18 protein-coding genes and 1 pseudogene are annotated in these 21,558 nt (G+C 65.9%); 12 read left to right on the top strand and 7 right to left on the bottom strand.

Features of this window, described 5'->3' with window-relative positions:
- Nucleotides 1–19: 19 nt before the first annotated feature.
- Nucleotides 20–1,858: a bifunctional 3'-5' exonuclease/DNA polymerase gene (locus tag JOE66_RS06860; RefSeq protein ID WP_205107958.1), complete on the bottom strand. Its 1,839-nt coding sequence runs from the start codon at nt 1,856–1,858 to the stop codon at nt 20–22.
- Nucleotides 1,859–2,041: 183 nt separating this feature from the next.
- Here JOE66_RS06860 and efeU point away from each other — a divergent pair, with 183 nt between their 5' ends.
- The 3 genes from efeU to efeB are packed head-to-tail and all read left to right on the top strand — an operon-like array spanning nt 2,042 to nt 6,256.
- Nucleotides 2,042–3,790 carry an iron uptake transporter permease EfeU gene (gene efeU, locus JOE66_RS06865; RefSeq protein ID WP_205107960.1) on the top strand — a complete coding sequence of 583 codons (1,749 nt, stop codon included), beginning with the start codon at nt 2,042–2,044 and terminating at the stop codon, nt 3,788–3,790.
- Complete coding sequence (efeO, locus tag JOE66_RS06870; protein ID WP_205107962.1) at nt 3,780–4,979, top strand: iron uptake system protein EfeO; 1,200 nt, start codon at nt 3,780–3,782, stop codon at nt 4,977–4,979. The genes efeU and efeO overlap by 11 nt, the downstream gene beginning before the upstream one ends.
- Nucleotides 4,979–6,256 carry an iron uptake transporter deferrochelatase/peroxidase subunit gene (gene efeB / locus JOE66_RS06875; RefSeq protein WP_205107964.1) on the top strand — a complete coding sequence of 426 codons (1,278 nt, stop codon included), beginning with the start codon at nt 4,979–4,981 and terminating at the stop codon, nt 6,254–6,256. Before efeO ends, efeB begins: the two co-directional genes overlap by 1 nt.
- A gap of 148 nt (nt 6,257–6,404) precedes the next feature.
- On the opposite strand, the gene JOE66_RS06880 is transcribed toward efeB, so the two are convergent.
- Nucleotides 6,405–7,301 carry an EfeM/EfeO family lipoprotein gene (locus JOE66_RS06880; RefSeq protein WP_205107966.1) on the bottom strand — a complete coding sequence of 299 codons (897 nt, stop codon included), beginning with the start codon at nt 7,299–7,301 and terminating at the stop codon, nt 6,405–6,407.
- Between the two features lie 137 nt (nt 7,302–7,438).
- On the opposite strand from JOE66_RS06880, the gene JOE66_RS06885 reads away from it, so the two are divergent.
- The 4 genes from JOE66_RS06885 (at nt 7,439) to JOE66_RS06900 (ending at nt 10,855) form a co-directional block, all read left to right on the top strand.
- Complete coding sequence (locus tag JOE66_RS06885; protein ID WP_205107968.1) at nt 7,439–7,942, top strand: DUF6113 family protein; 504 nt, start codon at nt 7,439–7,441, stop codon at nt 7,940–7,942.
- Between the two features lie 29 nt (nt 7,943–7,971).
- Complete coding sequence (gene fdxA / locus JOE66_RS06890) at nt 7,972–8,292, top strand: ferredoxin (protein WP_205107970.1); 321 nt, start codon at nt 7,972–7,974, stop codon at nt 8,290–8,292.
- Between the two features lie 29 nt (nt 8,293–8,321).
- Complete coding sequence (dapC, locus tag JOE66_RS06895; protein WP_205107972.1) at nt 8,322–9,458, top strand: succinyldiaminopimelate transaminase; 1,137 nt, start codon at nt 8,322–8,324, stop codon at nt 9,456–9,458.
- Nucleotides 9,459–9,547: 89 nt separating this feature from the next.
- On the top strand, nt 9,548–10,855 hold the full coding sequence (locus tag JOE66_RS06900; protein WP_205107974.1) for a citrate synthase: 1,308 nt from the start codon (nt 9,548–9,550) through the stop codon (nt 10,853–10,855).
- Nucleotides 10,856–10,941: 86 nt separating this feature from the next.
- On the opposite strand, the gene dapD is transcribed toward JOE66_RS06900, so the two are convergent.
- Complete coding sequence (gene dapD / locus JOE66_RS06905; RefSeq protein ID WP_205107976.1) at nt 10,942–11,922, bottom strand: 2,3,4,5-tetrahydropyridine-2,6-dicarboxylate N-succinyltransferase; 981 nt, start codon at nt 11,920–11,922, stop codon at nt 10,942–10,944.
- Nucleotides 11,923–12,069: 147 nt separating this feature from the next.
- Between dapD and dapE the strand changes: the two genes are divergently transcribed.
- The 3 genes from dapE to JOE66_RS06920 all read left to right on the top strand — a co-directional run bounded on the left by dapE (nt 12,070) and on the right by JOE66_RS06920 (nt 14,821).
- Nucleotides 12,070–13,185, top strand: coding sequence for a succinyl-diaminopimelate desuccinylase (gene dapE, locus JOE66_RS06910; RefSeq protein WP_205107978.1), 1,116 nt, complete (start codon nt 12,070–12,072; stop codon nt 13,183–13,185).
- On the top strand, nt 13,178–14,554 hold the full coding sequence (locus tag JOE66_RS06915) for a hypothetical protein (protein WP_239518249.1): 1,377 nt from the start codon (nt 13,178–13,180) through the stop codon (nt 14,552–14,554). Before dapE ends, JOE66_RS06915 begins: the two co-directional genes overlap by 8 nt.
- A 93-nt stretch (nt 14,555–14,647) precedes the next feature.
- A complete protein-coding gene (locus JOE66_RS06920) occupies nt 14,648–14,821 on the top strand; it encodes a DUF3117 domain-containing protein (RefSeq protein WP_104244821.1) in 174 nt (57 codons plus the stop codon).
- 119 nt (nt 14,822–14,940) lie between these two features.
- Here JOE66_RS06920 and JOE66_RS06925 read toward each other — a convergent pair whose 3' ends face one another.
- Complete coding sequence (locus JOE66_RS06925; RefSeq protein WP_307827090.1) at nt 14,941–15,570, bottom strand: O-methyltransferase; 630 nt, start codon at nt 15,568–15,570, stop codon at nt 14,941–14,943.
- A 97-nt stretch (nt 15,571–15,667) separates the two neighbouring features.
- On the opposite strand from JOE66_RS06925, the gene JOE66_RS17810 reads away from it, so the two are divergent.
- Both JOE66_RS17810 and JOE66_RS06935 read left to right on the top strand, forming a co-directional pair.
- Entirely contained in the window at nt 15,668–16,210 is a 543-nt protein-coding gene (locus JOE66_RS17810; RefSeq protein ID WP_372435481.1) for a twin-arginine translocase TatA/TatE family subunit, read from the top strand.
- 125 nt (nt 16,211–16,335) lie between these two features.
- The gene (locus tag JOE66_RS06935) at nt 16,336–18,075 is read left to right on the top strand and encodes a cation:proton antiporter (RefSeq protein ID WP_205107982.1); all 1,740 of its coding nucleotides are present in this window, start codon (nt 16,336–16,338) and stop codon (nt 18,073–18,075) included.
- A gap of 221 nt (nt 18,076–18,296) precedes the next feature.
- On the opposite strand, the gene JOE66_RS06940 is transcribed toward JOE66_RS06935, so the two are convergent.
- The 3 genes and pseudogenes from JOE66_RS06940 to JOE66_RS06950 form a co-directional block, all read right to left on the bottom strand.
- The gene (locus tag JOE66_RS06940) at nt 18,297–19,460 is read right to left on the bottom strand and encodes an Mrp/NBP35 family ATP-binding protein (RefSeq protein WP_307827091.1); all 1,164 of its coding nucleotides are present in this window, start codon (nt 19,458–19,460) and stop codon (nt 18,297–18,299) included.
- Nucleotides 19,461–19,662: 202 nt separating this feature from the next.
- A pseudogene (locus tag JOE66_RS06945) lies at nt 19,663–20,184 on the bottom strand (DUF1003 domain-containing protein); the annotation flags it as partial.
- The gene (locus JOE66_RS06950; protein ID WP_205107986.1) at nt 20,174–21,460 is read right to left on the bottom strand and encodes a magnesium transporter MgtE N-terminal domain-containing protein; all 1,287 of its coding nucleotides are present in this window, start codon (nt 21,458–21,460) and stop codon (nt 20,174–20,176) included. The pseudogene JOE66_RS06945 and the gene JOE66_RS06950, both read right to left, overlap by 11 nt.
- Between the last annotated feature and the right edge of the window lie 98 nt (nt 21,461–21,558).

A 21,558-nucleotide genomic window follows, 5' to 3' on the forward strand; every position in this document is an offset into this window, starting at 1 on the left:
TGCCGTGCCGCGCCGCGCATCACACCGCGTCGGCGTATGAGTCGACGATGGAGACGTCGAGCGGTACTGTCAGCGGGAATCCGCCGAAGAGCAGCGTCGTTGCGCTGGTCGCAGCAGCGCGCAGGGCTTCAGCAACAGCCTCCGCCTGGAACTCCGGCGCATGCACGATCACCTCGTCGTGGAGGAAGAACACCAGGTGCGGCACCGATCTGAAGGGTTCGAGGGCCCGGCCCGATTCAGCCGTCGTTCCAAAAGCCGTGGTTTCAAGAGCCGCTGTTTCAAGAGCCGCGGTTCCGGGGGCGGCTGTTCTGAGGGCAGCCGCTCCGAGATAACTGAGGCGCCGCCGCAGGTCGGCCATCCAGCAGAGCGCCCAGTCGGCCGCACTGGCCTGCACGACGAAGTTGCGGGTGAATCTGCCCCAGTCGCGCGCCTGTTGACGCGCATGTTGCCGGTCGCGCTCCGATCCGGCTCCTTCCCTAGCCGCAGCCTGTGCCTCCCACCAGTCTTCACCGGGCCGGGGTGAACTCCTGCCGAGCCTCGACGTCACGATCTCGCCGCGTTCGCCGGCCCGGGCGGCGTCTTCAACGAACGCGAGGGCTGCAGGAAACGCCCGTGCCAGTCGTGGCAGCAGCCGACCACTCTCGCCCGTCGTGGCGCCGTACATCGCCCCGAGCATCGCCACCTTGGCCTGTGCGCGATTCTCGACGGCCCCGCTCGCGACGATTCCGGCATACAGGTCTGTTCCCTGGCCTGCGCGAGCCATGATGAGATCTCCAGAGACGCCGGCGAGGATTCGCGGCTCGAGCTGGGCGGCATCGGCCACCACGAGCTTCCATCCCTCGTCGGCAGTGACTGCCCGCCGCACCTGTTTCGGCAGTTGGAGGGCGCCACCCCCACGCGTTACCCAGCGGCCGGAGACGACTCCGCCCGGCACGTATTCGGGAGAGAATCGGCCGTCGCTGACCCACGCCTCCATCCACGACCATCCATTGGCGCTCAGCAGTCGCGAGAGCTTCTTGTATTCCAGCAGGGGTTCGATCACCGGATGCTCGAGCGCCTGCAGTTCCCACGACCGCGTCGTCTCGACCGTGAGCCCGGCTGCCCTGAGCGCCCTGAGTACCTCGGCAGGAGAGTCGGTGTTGAGGCCCGGCGAGCCAAGTTCGTGTTGGATGATCGTGGCCAGCTGTTCGAGACGGGCCGGGCGAAGACCGGCCGCAACCCGGGGGCCGAGAAGCTCCGTGAGCAGGGAGTCGTGCACGTCTTCGCGCCAGGGCAGACCGGCATGGGTCATCTCCGCAGCGATCAGAGCCCCGGCCGATTCGGCTGCAATGAGAAGGCGCAGGCGGTTCGGCTCGGTGGCGGCCCTGACGGTCTCGAGCTGGAGCCGAAACTCGTCGACCGTGAGCTGCGCTGAGCCAGCGGCTCCACTGCCAGCGGCTCCACTGCCAGCGGCTCCACTGTCATCGTCGTCGCTGCCCGATCCATCAGTGAAACTCAGTTCATTTCCTGAGGGCTGACGCGCAGCTGCCGGTCCCGTCGAGGTGATCGCCTCGTCCCACCTTCCGGGAGGAGACATTGCCAGGCCCGTGCTGGCTGTCAGGCTCGATGACCTCAACAGCGCCCTCGTCAGTCGAAGGTCGTGACAGCGTTCGACGCGTACGCCTGCGATGAGCATGCGTGGGTACGTCGTGGCTGTGTCGTGCCAGACCCAGCGCGGGGACTCGAGCTCGATCGCCTCGACGGCCTCGCCCAGTTCGTCGTCTGCGACGACTTCGCCCTGCTGCTCTTCTTCGCCGGAGTCGTCGAGGAACGACAGCGCGTACCCCTCGGGGCCGGCGGGAGAAACGACGACGTACATTCGTCCATTCTCGCTGCAACCACTGACGGTGATGCGCCGGCCCGCAGAAGCTCACTGGTTTGGCAGAAGTTCGCTGGGCTCACAGAATTTCATCAAGCAAGGTAACCCTAAGTAAGTGTAGGCTTACCTTCGAAGCGCTGACCCGCGTGCTTCACCCGCCCTTCGCCTACTTGGAGAGACCCTGTGCTAGCCACCTTCGTCATCGGCCTCCGCGAGGGGCTCGAGGCTGCGCTCATCGTGGGCATCATCGCCGCCTTCCTGAAACGCAACGGGCACTCGCTGAAATCGATGTGGGTCGGTGTCGGCGCCGCGCTCGTGCTGAGCCTCGCGGTGGGAATCATTCTCGAAGTGATCTCTGTCGGCCTGCCCCAGGCCCAGCAGGAGGCCATGGAGTCGATCATCGCAGCGGTCGCGGTCGTGATGGTCACCGGCATGATCATCTGGATGAGCAAGCACGCCCGCCACATGCGGAGCGAACTCGAATCCACCGCCGGTCGAGCGCTCGGCAACGGTTCCGTGCTCGCACTTTCGGGGATGGCCTTCCTCGCCGTTCTGCGAGAGGGCTTCGAGACCTCGGTCTTCCTTCTCGCGGCCTTCCAGTCGTCGGTGAGTCCGCTCGCCGCGGGGCTGGGGGCTGTTGTCGGCATCCTCGTCTCCGTGGGAATCGGTTACGCGATCTACCGCGGCGGGGTGAAGCTCGACCTCGGCAAGTTCTTCACTGTCACCGGAGTGTTCCTGGTTTTCGTCGCAGCGGGCCTGGTGATGAGTGCGCTCCGCACCGCCCACGAGGCCGGCTGGATCACGCTCGGGCAGCAGACCACGGTCGACCTCGAGTGGCTCGCTCCTGCAGGCTCGGTGCAGGCCGCCCTGCTCACCGGGGTCCTCGGAATCCCCTCTGACCCCCGCGTCATCGAAGTCCTGGGCTGGGCGCTGTACCTCGTTCCGGTGCTGCTGTTCGTGCTCTGGCCGCGCACGCTGCGCCCCGGTCTCAACGCCTACCGGCTGCAGCTGGGGCTCGCCGCTGGTCTCGCCGCGGTTGCTCTGATACTCGCGGTTGCCGTGCCGATGCCGGCTTCGCCCAGTGCTGCCGGCGAAACAACCACAGGCACCACGACTACCGGCACCACGACCACGGGCAGTGCGCCGATCGTTGCGGCCGACGGCCAGGCACTCGGTTCCGCCCAGTTGGTGACCTCTGACGGCGTGCTGGCGCTGCAGAGCACGGTGTCAGGCGTGCAGTCCACGACCATCCTCGATGCCTCTGCTTCTGAGCCGGGCACGCACCTGGGTCTGGATGCCCGGTCCTGGTCGGTCACGTCCAACGCCGACGTCACGGGCCTTTCCACCTCGCTCACGCTCGAGCAGCTTGCGGCCCTGAACGGCGGTCGTACTCCGGTCGGCATCAACCGGGCACTGAATCCTGGCCCGTTCGATGCGACGTGGACCGTGGCAGTGACCGACCAGGTCTGGGTCGCCGGCGAGACGCTGCTGGATGCCAGCAGCCAGTCGGTGACCACGGTGACACTGTCAGGCGGCGGCCTCGCTTCGGCTAGAACCGTTGCCGTCGCTTCTGCGGATGCTGCTTCGGCTGACACCGCTCCAGGGTCACTGGCGTGGGCGGTCGACAGCACACATTCTGAGGCCGTGGCAACGACTGTGACGGACTGGCTCTCGGCCGCCGACGAGGCAGCTCTCTTCAAGTACTACCTGCCGCTTGCACTCCTGCTCGCTGCTTCGGTGCTCGCCGCATTCGGTCTCCGTGGTCTCCGCTCGGCGCGAAGAGTGCGCTCCGTCGCCGGCAATGAAGCTCGACTGCATTCCCTCCCCGACCCGCTCTCCCTCCCCGAACAACAGTCCGCCCCCGAACGGCAGTCCCCTCCCGAATACGCACGCAGCGTTCAGAACCAGGAGCTTCATCTTCATGACGCCTAGCACCAGCCACAGCACCCTTCGTCTCACTCTCCTCGCTGCGGTTGTCGCCGGCAGCATGCTGCTCACCGGCTGCACCGCGGGGTCATCTGCGGGCTCATCGGTGTCCTCAGGTTCAGGTGCGGCACCCGTTGCCAACGGTGCAGCTCAGGTCGCCGTCACTCTGACGGGATCGCAGTGCTTGCTCGACTACACCACGGCGCCCGCGGGCCCGGTCACGTTCACGGTGACGAACACCGACGCCGCAGGTCTCAGCGAGGTCGAACTGATGAGCGACAAGCGGATCCTGGGCGAGCGGGAGAACATCGTGGCCGGTCTGAAGCCTGCCTCATTCACGGTGACGCTCTCGGGCGGAAGCTACGCGCTGAACTGCCCGGGAGCCACCGCGGAGAACACGACCTTCACTGTCACCGGCGCAGCCACGACAGCAGCCAGCGACGTGCAGGGCCGCCTTACCGAGGGCACCACCGGCTACGGCGCCTTCATCGAAGACCAGGCGGCGGGCCTCGTAGCGGCCGTGGCCACCCTCGATGCTGCCATCCAGGCCGGCGATGTCGCTGCAGCGAAGAAGGCCTATGCCGCCGCGCGCCCGTTCTATGAGCGCATCGAGCCGGTCGCCGAGAGCTTCGCCGACCTCGACCCCCAGGTCGACGCGCGAGTCGCCGATGTCACGCCGGGCACAGAATGGACGGGCTTCCACCCCATCGAGAAGGATCTGTTCGAAACCGGCGCCATCGCCGACACGACCAAGGCGCTGAGCACCAAACTGGTTGCCGACATCGCCCAATTGCAGACCCTCACCACCGGCCTCAGCTACAAGCCGGAAGAACTCGCAAACGGAGCGTCGAGCCTGCTCGAAGAGGTGCAGTCCTCGAAGATCACTGGCGAAGAAGAGGCGTACAGCCACATCGACCTCGTCGACTTCGCAGCGAACATCGAGGGCTCTGAGCAGGCCTTCGAGTACCTGAAGCCCGCCCTGACCACCATCGATCCTGACTTGACCACGTCGATCAGCGGGCAGTTCGAGTCAGTGGATGCCCTGCTCGCCAGCTACGCAGACACCAGTGCGCTCGGGGGCTTCGTTCTCTACACCGACACGCTGAAGGCGTCAGACGCCACGAAGCTCACCCAGGCCATCCAGGCGCTGCAGGCACCGCTCTCGCAGATCGCCGAGAAGGTGGCAACGGCGTAGTGGGGGTTTCAGAAGAGACGACAGCACCCGAATCAACCGGCATCTCGCGCCGGGCATTCTTCGGAGGGGCCGTCGCGAGTGCTGCGGCCGGAGCGGCTGCCGGAATCACGACGACAGGACTGGCGTCGACCGCAGCGAACGCGGGCCCGGCGGCCGTGTCGGCGTCTGACAGTGCCTACGACTTCTACGGCCCACACCAGGCGGGCATCCGGACGCCCCCGCAGGATCACCTGGTGCTCATGGTCTTCGACGTCACCACCACCTCAGCTGCCGAGCTGCAGGTCATGCTCGCCAAGTGGTCGGCCGCCATCGCCCAGTACACCGGTGGCCTCGCCGTCGGTGCGGTCGAACCCGAGCGTGACCTCGCCGTGCCCGGCGACACCGGAGAGGCCGAGGGCATGGGCCCGAACCAGCTCACCGTGACGCTCGGTTTCGCGCCGTCGATGTTCGACGACCGTTTCGGCTGGAAACCACACCGGCCGGCGGCGCTTGTCGACATTCCGGCATTCGCGAGCGACGCGCTCACCCCGGGGTACACCGGCGGCGACATCTGCGTGCAGGCGTGTGCGAGCGACCCGCAGGTCGCCTACCACGCGATCCGCAACCTCGCGAGAATGGCCAGGACCACCGCAGCCACACGGTACGTCGTGCAGGGGTTCGGCCGGGCATCCGCTGGCGCCGGCCAGACGACGCCACGCAACCTCATGGGGTTCAAAGACGGCACGCGCAACATCACCACCGACGATGACTTCGAGAAGTTCGTCTGGGTCGGCGACGATGCAGACCAGCAGTGGATGATCGGCGGCAGCTACCTCGTGACCCGCAAGATCCACATGCTCATCGAGACCTGGGACGCGGACTTCATCGGCGACCAGCATGCGGTGTTCGGGCGCACGAAGGTCCAGGGCGCACCGCTGGGCGGGGCGCACGAATTCGACACGCCCGACTTCGCTGCGAAGGCTGCTGACGGCTCGCCGGTCATTCCAGCAACGTCACACGTCGCCCTTGCCGCGCACGAGAACAACGGTGGGGTGAAGATCCTGCGGCGCGGGTACAACTTCACCGACGGCATCGACAGCGTCGGCCGCCTGGATGCCGGGCTCATGTTCATCTCGTACCAGAAGGACCCGGCGCAGTTCGTCGCGCTTCAGTCGAAACTCGGCGCGTCCGATCGCCTCAACGAGTACATCAGGCACGTCGGCTCCGGTGTCTTCGCTGTGCCGCCCGGGCTCTCTGGCGCGGGGGACTACTTCGGTAAGGCCTTGTTCGGCGCCTGACCGCTGATTGAGTAGTGGGCTAATGCGCTGATTGAGTAGCGAAGCGTATCGAAATCCAGAGTGGGGTTTCGATACGCGGCGGTGCCGCTACTCAACCGGCGAATGCGCTGATCGAGTAGCGAAGCGTATCGAAATCGAGCTTCGTGGCTCACAGGCCCATCGTGGGCTCTACGCGGGCGAGGGAGGCCGCGAGATCGGCGACATCGGATCGGAGCGAACTCGCCTGGCTCTCGCTGAGCTTGTCGTAGGTCATGAAGGTCACTCCGTCCCGATACGAGTTGAGAGCATCCTGCACCGCTGCGAACTGGTGGTCGAGCCGCGTCGCCAGAGCCGCGTCCTGGGTGACGAGCACCGCGCGGATTCCGTCGAAGACGATACGGGCTCCGTCGACGTAGCCCTGCAGGTCTGAGACCCCGCTCTTCGACAGTGAATCCTTTCTGCCGCTCGCTGCCTCATTCCCCAGGGTGGCGATGAGCGCAGCCGCGCCGGCCGTCTGTTCGTCAGTGGTGAGACTCAGTCCGTAGACGGCCTCGGAGAGAGAATGCGTGTCGGTGGTGAGGGCGGTGGCGAGTGCCGTTCGCTGTTCCACGGTGAGAGGGGATTGGCCGGCGACCGGGTACAGGTCACTCTCGATCGCCTGCCACCCGCTTAGCGCCGTGCCAGCCGTTGCTGAGGTGTTCAGCGAACCGAGTGCGGGGTCCGGCCCGTCGATACGGGCGGCCAGATCGGAGAATTCGCTCCTGGCGACGAGCATCCGGTTGTAGAACATGCGCGTCGGGGCATTGAGCGCCTGCGCGAGGGCCGTGTCTCCGGACTGGTAGGCGGCGGCGAATTCTGCCGTGCCGCCGTCGAGCTGTTCGGCCTGTTGGCGCAGGTACACAGCGAAATCGCTCGTCGACTCCCTGAGCTGCAGGGTGATGAACTGGGCCTGGGTGACGGGCTGCGCTGCCGACTGCATCGACGTGGAGCTGTGGGCAGTGCATCCGCTCACGACGAGGGTGACCGCCACGGCGAGGAGGGCCAGGGCGGAATGGTGTTTTTTCACGAATGGTCTCCGTGGGTCGTCAAGAGAGAAAGTTGTCGCGGCTGCAACGCGGCACCTTCGCCGCCTCTACGGTACCCGTTCGCAGAATTGCTTGAGCTTGCTGAACTACATTGGGGGCAGATCGAAAGGTAATCGTGATGTCGTACGAACCACTGGCTGCGAACGGCCGGGCACTGGGCCAGGCACCCCACCCAGACGAACCGGACGTCGGCGAATCGATGGTCGTGCGGGTGGGCAGCTGGGCGATCGGCCTGCTCCTCGGCGTCGTCTACGGGATGCTCGGCACCGTCGTGAACCAGGCGACGTTCAGCTTCTTCGGTCTCTTCGACGTTCCGATCGGGTTGATCTTCGCCTGCGTCGGTCTGGCTCTGCTGCTGGTCGGGCTCCGTCTGATACTGCCGACCCGAACGGTGGCTGTGCTCTGCGCTGTGGGCTCGGTGGCCCTGGTGGCCGTTCTCACCCTGCCGAGCCCTGGCGGGTCGGTGTTGATCCCTGCCAACGTCGCCGGCTACATCTGGACCTTTGCACCGACGATCATTGCACTCGTGACACTCGCCTGGCCCAGCCGGCCCCTGCGCCGGGCGACGGCCGCGCAGGGCGGTGCCGGGCGTCTTTCGGGAACCGGGCGTCCAATAGAATAGAGCTGATCTTTCGAAGGGATTTCATCACTGTGACCTATGTCATTGCCTTACCCTGTGTCGACGTGAAAGACCGGGCCTGCATCGATGAGTGCCCGGTCGACTGCATCTACGAGGGCGAGCGTTCGCTGTACATCCATCCCGACGAGTGTGTGGACTGCGGCGCCTGTGAACCGGTGTGCCCCGTCGAGGCGATCTACTACGAAGACGACCTGCCAGAGGAATGGGCAGACTACTACAAGGCGAACGTCGAGTTCTTCGACGACATCGGTTCGCCGGGTGGAGCTGCGAAAGTCGGCGTCATCGCCAAGGACCACCCGGTGATCTCGGTGCTTCCTCCGCAGGGAGCATGAGCCCAGCGTGAGCCGAGCATGAGCCACGTATGAGCCTCCGTGCCCTGCCTGACTACCCGTGGGACCAGATGGTTCCCTACGTCGAGCAGGCGAAGAACCACTCTGGCGGCATCGTCGACCTGTCGATCGGGTCTCCGGTCGATCCAACTCCCGAGCTGATTCGTGAAGCGCTGGCTGCAGCCACCGATGCGCATGCCTACCCCCAGACCGCCGGTACGCCGGAGCTTCGGAACGCGATCGTTGCGTGGTACGCACGCCGGCGCGGAGTACCCGGCCTGACGCCGGAGCAGGCGCTGCCGACCATCGGGTCGAAGGAGCTGGTGGCCTGGCTGCCGTTCATGCTCGGGCTCGGCGAGGGCGACGTCGTCGTGCACCCTCGCGCTGCCTACCCCACCTACGAGATCGGCGCCCTTGTTGCCGGTGCGCGTGCGTTCGCCTCCGATGACCCTGCCGAATGGCCTGCCGGGACGAAGCTCGTGTGGTTGAACTCGCCCGGCAACCCCGACGGGCACGTTCTGGGTGTGGCCGAACTCCGGGAGGCCGTCGCCCGCGCTCGCGAGCTCGGTGCGGTCATCGCCAACGACGAGTGCTACGCCGAACTGGGCTGGGAGGGGGAGTGGGCCGCGCAGCCCGTGCCGAGCATCCTCGACCCCCGGGTGACCGGTGCAGACGCAACATCGGTGCTCTCGGTGTACTCGCTGAGCAAGCAGTCGAACCTCGCAGGCTTTAGGGCAGCGTTCATCGCCGGTGACGCTGAACTGATCGCCCGGCTCCTGAATGTTCGAAAGCAGACCGGCATGATGCCGCCGGCACCGGTGCAGGCCGCCATGACGGTCGCTCTCGGAGATGACACTCACGTCGCGGCCCAGAAGGAGCTGTACCGTGCGCGCCGCGCGATACTCAAACCGGCCCTCGAACGGTACGGCCTTCATATCGACCGAAGCGAGGCGGGGCTCTACCTCTGGGCGACGGGCGGGGTCGACGCCTGGCAGACGATCGCCGAACTCGCCGCCCTCGGGATCGTTGCAGGGCCCGGAACGTTCTACGGCGAGCACTTTCCGCAGCACGTCAGGTTCTCGCTCACGGCGACGGATGCGAAGATCGCTGAGGCGGTGCTGCGGCTCGCAGAAGTATCTCGGCGCGAAGCTACCCCCGGCGTCCTTTAGGCTGAGGGGTGTGGTACGACGGCTCATCGTCGAGCCTCACACATCTCCCGGCATCGTCATGCCGACAGTGAACTCGTAGGAGGACCGCCATGGGCGAAATCGACCCGGACATCCAGAAGGCCACCCTGTCGTTCCCCGGCGGCACAGCTGAGTTTCCGATTCTCCAGAGTGTTGACGGTGCGTCATCGATGGACATCTCGACGCTCACCAAGCAGACCGGGCTGACAACGCTCGACTACGGATTTGTCAACACCTCGGCCACGAAGTCGGCGATCACCTACATCGACGGTGACAAGGGGATCCTGCGGTATCGCGGGTACCCGATCGACCAGATCGCCGAGAACTCGACCTACCTCGAGACGGCGTGGCTGCTCATCTACGGAGAACTGCCGACTCCGACCGAGCTGGCGGAGTTCGACGACAAGATCCGACACCACACCCTGCTGCACGAAGATCTGAAGCGCTTCTTCGACGCGCTGCCCCACAATGCCCACCCGATGTCTGTGTTGTCTGCGGGCATCTCGGCACTCTCAACGTACTACCAGGACTCCCTCGACCCGCGGAACCCCGAGCACGTCGAGATCTCGACCATCCGCCTGCTGGCAAAGTTGCCCGTGATGGCGGCCTACGCGCACAAGAAGAGCCTCGGGCAGGCGTTCCTCTACCCCGACAACAGCCTGAGCTTCATCGACAACTTCCTGCGGCTCAACTTCGGCACGAACGCCGAGCCCTACGTGATCAACCCAGTGCTGTCGAAGGCGCTCGAGCGCCTTCTCATCCTGCACGAAGACCACGAGCAGAATGCGTCGACGTCGACGGTTCGGCTGGTCGGCTCGACCGAGGCCAACATCTTCGCGTCGATCTCGGCCGGCATCAATGCCCTCTACGGGCCTCTTCACGGCGGCGCGAACGAGGCAGTGCTCACGATGCTGGCACAGATCCGCGATTCGGGTGAGGGCGTCGAGAAGTTCGTCGAACGGGTCAAGAACAAAGAGGCAGGCGTCAGGCTCATGGGCTTCGGCCACCGGGTCTACAAGAACTACGATCCTCGTGCAAAACTCGTCAAGGAGGCGGCTGACGAGGTGCTTGCCGCCCTGGGCGTACAGGATGATCTGCTCGACATCGCCAAGGAGCTCGAAGCGATCGCCCTGGCCGACGAGTACTTCATCTCGCGGCGGTTGTACCCGAACGTCGACTTCTACACCGGCGTGATCTACAAGGCGATGGGCTTCCCGACGCGCATGTTCACGGTGCTCTTCGCGATCGGGCGCCTGCCCGGCTGGATCGCCCACTGGCGGGAGATGCAGATCGACCCGGCGACCAAGATCGGTCGGCCCCAGCAGCTCTACATCGGCAGCCCTGAAAGAGACTTCCCCCAGAGCGCGCTGGAGCTGTAAGCGAGCATCCAGTGGATGCTCGCTGCGACGCCAGCGCCGACGAAGCTGTGCTTTGTCGGCGGCGGGAGTTGGGGCCGAAAAGGACCTCAAGCATGAAGCGTTTCGTTCAGGGTGACCCCCGCGCCCGTGCGCGACAGCACCTCGACGGCGCCTGAGATCGAGTTGCGTCGGAACAACAGGTTCGGTACACCCGAGAGCTCGACGGCTTTCACCGATGGCACAGTTCCGTCGGCCTTCGGAGCGCTTCCCACCAGCAGAACCTTCGTGCCTGCAGTGACGTAGAGGCCCGCCTCCACGACGGAGTCGTCACCGATCGAAATCCCGATCCCGGAGTTCGCGCCGAGCAGCACCCGTCGCCCGATGGAGACACGCTGGGTGCCGCCCCCTGAGAGCGTGCCCATGATGGATGCCCCTCCACCGATGTCTGATGCGTCGCCGACAACGACGCCCTGCGAGATGCGCCCCTCGACCATCGATGTACCAAGGGTGCCGGCGTTGAAGTTCACAAACCCCTCGTGCATCACCGTGGTGCCCGGCGACAGGTAGGCGCCCAGTCGCACGCGAGAGGCATCCGCGATGCGTACCCGGTCGGGGCTGACGTAGTCGAGCATCCGGGGGAACTTGTCGATGCCGTGGGCGGCGATTCCCTGTCGTTGCAGCGAGGGGCGAAGGCGGTCGAAGTCGGAAGGCAGGACAGGGCCGGCGTTCGTCCACACGGCGATGGGCAGGTGCCCGAAGATCCCGTCCAGGTTGAGTGAGTTCGGTTCGGCCAGAAGGTGCGACAGCAGGTGCAGGCGCAGATAGGCGTCTGAGGTACCCAGCGGAGGCCGCTTCAGCTCGATCTCGACCGTCACCAGTTCGATGCGCACGTTGCGCCTGGTATCGGGGCCCGCAACCTCCTCCAGTTCGGCGGGAACAACCCACGGTTCTGCCGAGTCGGCGGCTCGACCCAGTCTCGGTGTGGGAAACCAGGTGTCGAGCACGGTTCCGTCGCCGGCAATGGTCGCGAGACCATAGCCCCAGGCATGGCTGGAGGACGGAGTTTCACGGGTCGGTTCCAAAGTCATGCACCAAGGCTAGTTGAGAAGAGAGTTCTGCTCGATCACCCGCCGGGGGCGAGCACCCTGACGTGCACACTGACGTGCATACCCACGAGCACGCTGAGAATGACGCCATCCCGCGTACCCACAAACAGTGCACCTAAACTACAAGCTATGCCGACGCACGATGCAGCCCCCGCCATTCTCGACCTGACGGCTTCGTCGATCGACCTGACTCGCCAGATCTGCGACATCGAGTCCGTGTCGGGTGACGAGAAGTCGCTCGCCGATGTCATCGAGAGCGTACTTTCTCCGTTTGGGCATCTGGAGATCATCCGTGACGGTGACACGGTCGTCGCGCGCACGAACCTCGGGCGTGCCCAGCGGGTAGTCATTGCGGGGCACATCGACACCGTGCCGCTGAACAACAACCTGCCGACCCGTTTCGAGACGATCGACGGCCTCGACTACCTGTGGGGTCGGGGCACCGTCGACATGAAAGCCGGCGTTGCAGTCCAGCTGAAACTGGCGGCAGAGCTCGACGACCCCGCAGTCGACATCACCTGGATGTGGTACGACCACGAAGAGGTCTCTGCAGAACTCAATGGTCTGACCCGGCTGGCTGCGAACAGGCCTGATCTCTTCGCCGGTGATTTCGCCATCCTCGGCGAGCCGACCCGGAGCCAGATCGAGGGCGGGTGCAACGGCAACCTGCGCATCGAGGTGCGTACCTTCGGCCTCCGCGCTCATTCGGCCCGGGGTTGGGTCGGCGAAAACGCCGTGCACAAGCTTGCGCCGATCCTCAACACTCTCGCGGCCTACGAGGCCCGGAACGTCGAGGTCGACGGACTCGTCTACCGCGAGGGCCTCAACGCGGTGGGAATCAGCGGGGGAGTCGCGGGCAACATCATCCCCGACGAGGCCATGGTGCACATCAACTACCGCTTCGCGCCGAACCGCTCCGGCGACGAGGCGATCGCCCACATGCACGAACTCTTCGGCGACTACGAGATCACGGTGGTCGACCTGGCCGAGGGGGCACGACCGGGTCTGGATGCTCCGCTCGCCCAACACTTCCTCGCAGCGGTCGGCGGGGTGGCGTTTCCCAAGTACGGCTGGACTGATGTCGCCCGGTTCTCAGCGCTCGGCATCCCGGCCGTCAACTACGGGCCGGGTGACCCCCTGAAGGCGCACGCCGACGATGAGCGGGTGCTTCTCGAGCAGATCACCGACTGTGAGCGGGGCCTGCGGGCCTGGCTCAGCGCCGACAACACCCCCCGGCATGGGTAGCGCCGATACAGGTAACGCCGGCACAGGCGGCGCAGGCAGAGGCGGCGCAGGCACAGGCGGGGTCGGCGCAGACGGCGCAGGCAGAGGCGGGGTCGGCCGGGTAGGCACACTCCCACAGGCGGCTCAGGGCCCGGGTCTGGCTGCGTCAGCTGGGGAGACGAGCGCGTCGGGGGCGAGCATCCATTCGGCGACCGAAAGCCGCGCAGGCTGGCGGTCGCCGTGGTGGCTCAGCGTCATCGGCATCTACCTGGCAGCACGCGCAGTGACGACGGTGATGCTGCTGGTTCTCGCCAGTGTGCAGGGCAAGAACCCGTGGACGGGTGCCCAGCCCTCGTATTGGGACTACGCGTCGATCTGGGACGGCACGTGGTACAAGATCATCGCCTACTGGCCGTACCCGAGCCAGTTGCCGCTCACCACCTCTGGCCACGTGAGCGAGAATGCCTGGGCATTTCTGCCGGGTTACCCGTATGTCGTGCGAGGGCTCTCGACGCTGACCACAGCGCCCTGGGAATACGTCTCGGTTGCGGTGTCGTTCGCCTTCGGGCTCGGAGCGGCGCTTGTCTTCTACAAACTGATGCGGCTCACTATGCCGCATGGCACCGCGCTCTTCGCTACGGTTCTGCTGTGCATTGCGCCCGTCTCGCCGATGTTCCAGGTGGCCTACGCCGAGTCGATGGCGCTGTTCCTGCTGATGCTGGCTCTCTGGTTCCTGATCAAGCGGAACTACTGGATGCTCTTCCCGATCGTCTTCGTCATGGCGCTCACGAGACCGAGCGGGCTGGCCTTCGCCCTCTGCCTGGCACTGTATTTCGGGTACCGGTGGTGGATGCGCGCGAAGGAACCGTTCGGGACGAAGGAGCGGGTACTCGTCGGAGCAGCGACGGTCTTCAGCGCCTTCATGGGCTTCGCGTGGACTCTCGTGGCCTGGGCTGGCACGGGCTACTTCTCGGCCTACACCGACACGGAGCTCGCCTGGCGGGCCAGCTACATCGGATACACGAAACTGATTCCGTTCACGGCCTGGTTCCAGGGTGGCAACTGGTGGCTGGGGGCACCTGCCGGGGCGATCGTGGTCGTGCTGCTGGCTGTCGCGTTCGCTCTGGTCATGGCGACGAAAGCGGTCAGGCGCATCGACCTCACGTTGCGACTCTGGGTGATCGCCTACGCGGTGTACCTCTTCGCCGTGTTCTTTCCGCAGTCGAGTACGTTCCGGCTGCTCATGCCTCTCTTCCCTCTGCTCGGTGTGATGGCGCTGCCGAAGTCGCGTGTGTACCGAGTCGCCCTGGTGATCGTCTTTCTCGCCGCCCAGTGGGGCTGGCTCCTGATCTGCTGGGGCGTGGACGGCTCGGATTGGTCTCCGCCGTGATGCTCGGACTTCTGACGCCGAGACAGTGTCAGTTTTTGACCACGGCGCCGATGCCCGATAATAGAAGAACGACACCACGAAAGGGGATGCCGCATGGCCGCCATGAAACCAAGGACCGGTGACGGCCCGATGGAGGCTGTTAAAGAAGGACGCCTCATAATCGTTCGGGTACCTCTCGAGGGCGGTGGGCGACTTGTCGTCTCCGTCAACGACGCTGAAGCACGCGAACTGCACGACGCTCTTGCTGGTGTGGTGGCGCCCGCCTAGCTGACAGACGAAAAGACCCCCGCCCAGCGTTTGTGGCGGGGGTCTTTCTCGTTCTCGGGCTGTTCGTAGGGGGGTGCTGGTTGAGGAGGTTCGCGAAGCGAACCGTATCGAAACCTCTGTTAGCCGACGATCTTAGTGACCTGGAGCAGGCCGTCGCCGATCGGCGACAGCGCGGTGATCACGGCTGTCGACCCCGACAGCTCGTTGATGAGGGTGCGGAAGTCGGTGACCGTCTCGTCGCGCTGCACGGGGTCCGCAACGCGGTCGCGCCAGAGTGCGTGCGGAACCAGCACCGTTCCGCCCACACGCACAAGCCGCAGACCGTGCTCGACGTATTCGATGACCGACTCCGGGTCGCCGTCCACGAGGACGAGGTCGTAGGAATTCTCGTTCATGCGGGGTAGCACGTCACGGGCCCGGCCGGTTATGAGCCGGATGCGGTTCACAGCGACGCCCGCTTCGAGGAACGCGGCACGGGCGGACTGCTGCCTGTCGACCTCTGTGTCGATCGAGGTGAGGGTTGCGCCGGGGGCTCCCGCGAACATCCAGAGCCCGGAGACACCGAGGCCGGTTCCGATCTCGACGATCGATTGGGCCGCAGAGGTGCCGGCAAGCACCGCGAGTTGGGCTCCGATGCCAGGGGAGACGGATTCGACACCGAGCTCGATGGCGTGCGCCCGCGCCGAAGCGATCACCGCCGGTTCGGTGACGATGTCTTCGGCGTACTTCCAGTTGGTCTCTTTCGACACGGGTTCATATCCTCCGCGGCCCAGTTTAGGTTGATGCACCCGGGGCTTGCGGCAGGCTCGCAGAAACCGCGGCAGAACAACCCTGTAGTCTGGTGCAATGTTCGGGTTGACCTTCGAGAAACTGATAATCGTGGGAGTCATTGCGGCTTTCGTGATCGGTCCTGAGCGCCTGCCCCACTACGCCTCGGTGCTTGCCAAATTCGTTCGCCAATTGCGCGGATTCACGAATGACGCCAAGTCGCGCATGAAAGAGGAGATGGGCCCCGACTTCGACGAGGTCGAGTGGAAGAAGCTCGATCCCCGTCAGTACGACCCTCGCCGCATCATCCGTGATGCCCTGCTTGAAGACCCCGAGACCGCTGGCACCACCCCCACGAAGCCTTCCGCGACCATGGCAGCAGCCGGGGCCGCAGCCGCAGGCGCAGCGTTGATCTCCGACCCGCTCACGGCGGTTCCGAGCACGGCCACCGACGTCGATACGACGGTTACCCTCAAGCGCCCTGAGCCTGCCTACCTGCAGCACAAACGCCTCATGGAACAGAAGAATCTGGTCGAAGAGAAGAACCTCGCGGCGGCGGGCGCCGGTGGCGGTGGCCAGGCGGCCCCCGTCGTTGCTCCCTTCGATTCTGAATCGACCTGACTCGACCTGACCTGACCTGACCTGATTCGATCCGACCCGATCGGGTCTGGACGGGTCTGTTCTGTCGCCACCCGGCCGGCCCGCTCTCCGACAGCCTCCGGTGCACTCCCCGGTAAGCTTGGTTGATGGAGCTGGGGATCTACGCGGTGATCGGCGTGGCTGTCATTGTGGCGGTTGCAGCGTTCTCCAAGCGGCTCGGAATCGCGGCCCCGATCATCCTCGTCGTCGTCGGTGTCGGCCTCTCGTACCTGCCGGGTGTGCCCGAGATCGAGATCCCGCACGAGTACATTTTGAACGGCCTGCTGCCGCCGATTCTGTATGCCGCGGCCATCAGCGTGCCCATCGTCGATTTTCGGCGCAACCTCGGAACCATCACGAGCTTGTCGGTGGTGCTGGTCGTCATCACGGCCTTCGGCACGGGTTTCCTGCTGTACACGATGCTGCCCGATCTCAATCTGGCGGCGGCGATCGCCCTCGGTGCGATCATCAGTCCGCCCGATGCTGTCGCTGCGACGTCGGTGGGCCGGCGGCTCGGCCTGCCGCCCCGGCTCCTAACGGTGCTCGAGGGCGAGGGGCTCGTGAACGACGCCACCGCCCTCGTCTTGCTGCGCTCGGCCACCGCAGCGGCGGTGGGGGCGCTGGCGAGCCCCTGGGCCGGTGTTCTCGACTTCGTCTATGCCGTTGTCGTCGCCATCGCCATCGGGCTCGTGGTGGGCTTCGTGACCGTGTTCATCAGGTCGAAACTCAATGACCCGGTGCTCGACACGGCGATCTCGTTCGCGGTTCCGTTTGCCGCATTCATGCCAGCAGAGGGCATCGGCGCCTCCGGGGTTCTCGCCGTGGTGATCGCCGGCCTCTACACCGGGCATGCCGCCCCGAGCGCGTTCTCTGCGCAATCCCGCATCAGCGACCGCATCAATTGGCGCACCGTTCAGTTCTTTCTCGAGAACGGCGTCTTTCTGCTGATCGGCCTCGAGATCCGCACACTGATCGACAATGTCAACGACGAGTCGTCGCCCCTCGGCGTATGGGAGTCGATCGGAATAGGCCTGCTCACCACAGTCGCCCTGATCCTGCTGCGGTTCCTGTGGGCCGGCCCGCTCGTTCTCGGCCTGCGATTGCGCGCCCAACGCGCCGAGAAGACAACACTCCGCTCGCGGCTCTTCCTCGACTACGTGCGAAGCCAGCCGGTGACGGGCCCTCGCCAGGCCCGAAGACGAAGGATCGCCGAGCGCTCGTACACGCGGAGGCGATCAGACCTCCAGCAGTTGCGAAACGAGGGCATCGACTGGCGTGGCGGCGTGGTCATCGGCTGGTCGGGCATGCGCGGGGTGGTCACGCTCGCTGCGGCCCAGTCCCTGCCTGAGAACACGCCGTACCGCGACCAGCTCATTCTCATCGCCTTCACCGTGGCCGTCGTGACCCTGGTGGTGCAGGGCGGAACCCTGCCGTGGGTGATACGGCTGGTGGGCATCCAGGGCATCGATGTCGCCGAAGACCGGCGTGAACTCGCGCGGCTTCTCGATGAGATCAGCGGCGAGGGTCTTCAGGTCCTGGATGATCCGGCCAGGGCCCTCGGCGAAGAATCCCCGGTCGACCCCGATGTGGTGGAGCGTGTGCGCCAGACATCGTTCCTCCGCACCGAGTCGGCCTGGGAGCGCTCGCTCGAGCTGACGGCGGGAACCGACGAGACGCCGCACCGGGTCTACCGGGAGCTGCGGCTCGCGGTGGTGGAGGCCGAGCGGGCCGCACTGCTCGACGCACGCAGCCGCGGCGCCTACGCCTCGCGCATCCTCGCCGAGGCCCAGGCCATGCTCGACGTCGAGGAGACGCGTCTACGCCCTCGCACGGGCACCGGCCACTGACCGGCGCGCGCTGGTGCCCCCCTGACTGTGCGAGGGGCAGATCGACGAATCGTCGGCCCTCGTCTGATCCGTCGCAAATAGTGCGTCGGTTCGACTGAGGGCCGACGATTGGTCGATGAGCCGAGCGTCAGCGACAGTCCGCGTCGGAATCCGGCGAACGTCAGCCCGACCGTCGAACATAGTGCGGCGGTGGGGCTGAGGTTCGTCCGTTTGCGCGCGAGTCAGCGCGGCGAGACGCCGAGCGGGCGACGAGCGAGGCCGCGGGGGCGTGCGGCGAGCGTCTCGGCGATTGCGAGGATCGCCACGCTCGCGGGGTCGGCGGGGTCGCTCAGCACGATCGGCGCACCAGCGTCACCGCCGCTGCGGAGCGCCACGCTCAACGGGATCGAGGCGAGCAGGGGTACCGCAGCATCCTGCCCTTCCGAGAGTCGCCGGGCGACTTCGAGACCTCCACCCGAGCCGAAGAGCTCGAGTACGGTGCCGTCAGGCTGGGGCAGCCCCGCCATGTTCTCGATGACGCCGACGATCTTCTGGCCGGTCTGGCGGGCAACGACACCCGAGCGCTCTGCCACGTCGGCGGCGGCCGGCTGGGGAGTTGTGACGACCAGCACTTCGGCGTGGGGGAGCAGCTGTCCCACCGAGATCGCGACGTCGCCGGTGCCGGGCGGCAGGTCGAGCAGCAGCACGTCGAGGTCGCCGAAATACACGTCGCTGAGGAACTGCGTGATGGTGCGGTGCAGCATCGGCCCCCGCCACGCGACGGCGGCGTTGTCGTCGACGAACATACCGATGGAGATGACCTTCACGTCGTACCCGACCGGCGGCAGGATCATGTCGTCGACCCGCGTCGGTTTCACCGCGACCCCGTCGTGCACGAGCCCGAGGATGCCCGGGATCGAGAACCCGTACACGTCGGCGTCGACGATGCCCACAGCGAGCCCGCGGGCTGCGAGGGCGACAGCCAGGTTCGCGGTCAGGGTCGACTTGCCGACGCCACCCTTGCCGCTGGTGACGGCGTAGATGCGGGTGAGCGAGTCAGGGCCGAACTGCGTCTGTCGGGCTCCGCCGGGGCCCCGCAGCTTCTCGGTCAGGGCTGAGCGCTCGTCTCGCGACATCACGGTGACCTGGATGCTCGCGGCGGTCACGCCCGCGACACCCAGTGTGGCCGTGCGAACGTCCCGTTCGATCGCTGTTGCCGCCGGGCATCCGGTGATCGTGAGTTTGATGACGACCGAAGCCAGACCATCGGGGTCGACCGAGACGTCACCGACCATGTCGAGTTCGGTGATGGGCTTGCGGATCTCGGGATCGATCACCCGTGCGAGCGCCTGCAGCACCCCCTCGGCGAGAGGGCAATCACCGGTTGAGCTCGAGTGCTCAGGCACTGCCGGGCTCGACTCCGGCGGGCTGAGGATCGCTGGTGGTCGCTGCAGTGCGAGTCTGTGCGGCCTCTGGCTGTGCGGCTTGCGGTTGTTCTGCTTCCGGGTGTTGGGCGCCCCGGGTTTCACTCGGTCGTGCGTCACTCGGTCGTGCGTTGCTCGGCCGAGATTCGCCGGGCTTGCGCTTGCCGCTGCGTTTGTCCGACCGCTTCGATCCCGGCCCGCCCTCTTCGACAGAGAGCTCCTCGAGCAGGGCGCGGAGCTCGCCCCTGATGAAGTCCTTGCTCGCCATATCCTGCATCGCCAGTCGCAGGGCGACGACCTCGCGGGCAAGATACTCGGTGTCGGCGAGGTTTCGTTCGGCACGCTGGCGATCCTGTTCGATCTGGACGCGGTCGCGGTCATCCTGCCGGTTCTGGGCAAGCAGAATGAGCGGGGCTGCATAGGACGCCTGCAGCGACAGGATGAGCGTCAGGGCAGTGAAGCCGATCGCGGCAGAGTCGAACCGCAGGTTGTCGGGGCCGTAGGTGTTGAAGCCGATCCAGAGCACGACGAAGCCGGTCAGGATGATCAGGAACCATGGGGTTCCCATGCCGCGGGCGATGGCTTCTGTCGAGCGGCCGAAGCGGTCGCGGCTGGTGCGGTTGCGACCGGGCAGCACGCGTGAGCGCAGGCCCTTGGGGGAGTCGAGCCTGGCGTCAGGGGTCCGGGTGATGGAGCTACGAGCCATTGCCGACTCTCCTTCCGCGTAGAGGTGTTGCGTTGATCACCGTGCCGTCGTGACTTCGCCAGTCGTCAGGCAGCAGGTAATCGAGAACATCGTCAATGGTCACCACCCCGACAAGCCGGTGGTTCTCGTCGACAACGGGCACCGAGACGAGGTTGTAACTGGCCAGGATGCGCGAAACCTCGGCCGCTGAGGTGTGTGCCTTCACCGGCTCGAGGCCGTCGTCGAGCAGGGCGCCGAGGCGTTCGTGCGGCGGGTACCGCAGCATCCGTTGGAAGTGCACCATACCGAGGAACCGGCCGGTCGGGGGCTCGTACGGGGGCAGCGTGACGCAGATCGCGGCCCCGAGGGCGGGTGCGAGCTCGTGTCGCCTGATGAGGGCGAGACCTTCGGCGACGGTTGCGTCGGCCGATACGATGATCGGCTCAGTCGTCATCAGCCCACCCGCCGTGTCGGGCGCGTAGGCAAGCAGCATGCGCACGTCGTCGGCCTCTTCGGGCTGCATGAGCTTCAGCAGCTCTTCGCCGCGGGCATCGGAGAGCTGCGCGATGAGGTCGGCGGCATCATCCGGCTGCATCTGGTCGAGCACGTCGGCCGCACGGGTGTCGTCGAGTTGGTTCATGATCTCGACCTGGTCGCTCTCGGGCATCTCTTCGAGAACGTCGGCGAGCCGGGCATCCGGCAGTTCTCCGGCGACTTCGAGCCTGCGCAGGTGCGGAAGGTCGAGCAGGGTGTTCGCGAGGTCGGCCGGCTTCATGTCGCCGTAGGTGGCAATCAGCTGCTCGGCGGATTGCGACTGGCCCGTCTGGCTGCGTTCCCTGACCTCTGCCCAGGTTGCGAAGACGGTCGGGCCCTTGCCGAACGGGCTGGCACTCGTCTTCGGGCGCCGCAGGAAGAGCTGCGAGACGGCCCACTCGCCGGGGCCGGACTGTTCGATGGCGACGTCTTCGATGGTCGCCTCGCCCGATCCGTCGGTGAAGACCACCTTGCGCCCGAGGATCTCGGCGATGACCCGCACCTCGCCGCCGCGCTGCTCGAAGCGACGCACGTTCATAAGGCCCGTGGTGATGATCTGGCCGCTGCCGATGCTCGTGACCCGGCCGATCGAGACGAAGACCCGTCGTTTTCCGGGAATCTCGACGATGAGTCCGACGAGCCGCGGGGTGTCCGGACTTCGGTACACCACCAGTACGTCGCGCACCTTGCCCAAGCGGTCGCCCGCGGGGTCGAAGACGGTGCACCCGGCCAATCTGGCGACGAAGACTCTGGTGGCACTCACGCTTCTAACTTAGACCGTCTGCGTGAACAGACCCTCCGTGATGAGACCCCTCACGGTACAACCGTGGTGCCATCACAGGCTGTGAACCACCGGTCGTC

The sequence above is a fragment of the Subtercola frigoramans genome, from assembly GCF_016907385.1.
GTDB lineage: Bacteria > Actinomycetota > Actinomycetes > Actinomycetales > Microbacteriaceae > Subtercola > Subtercola frigoramans.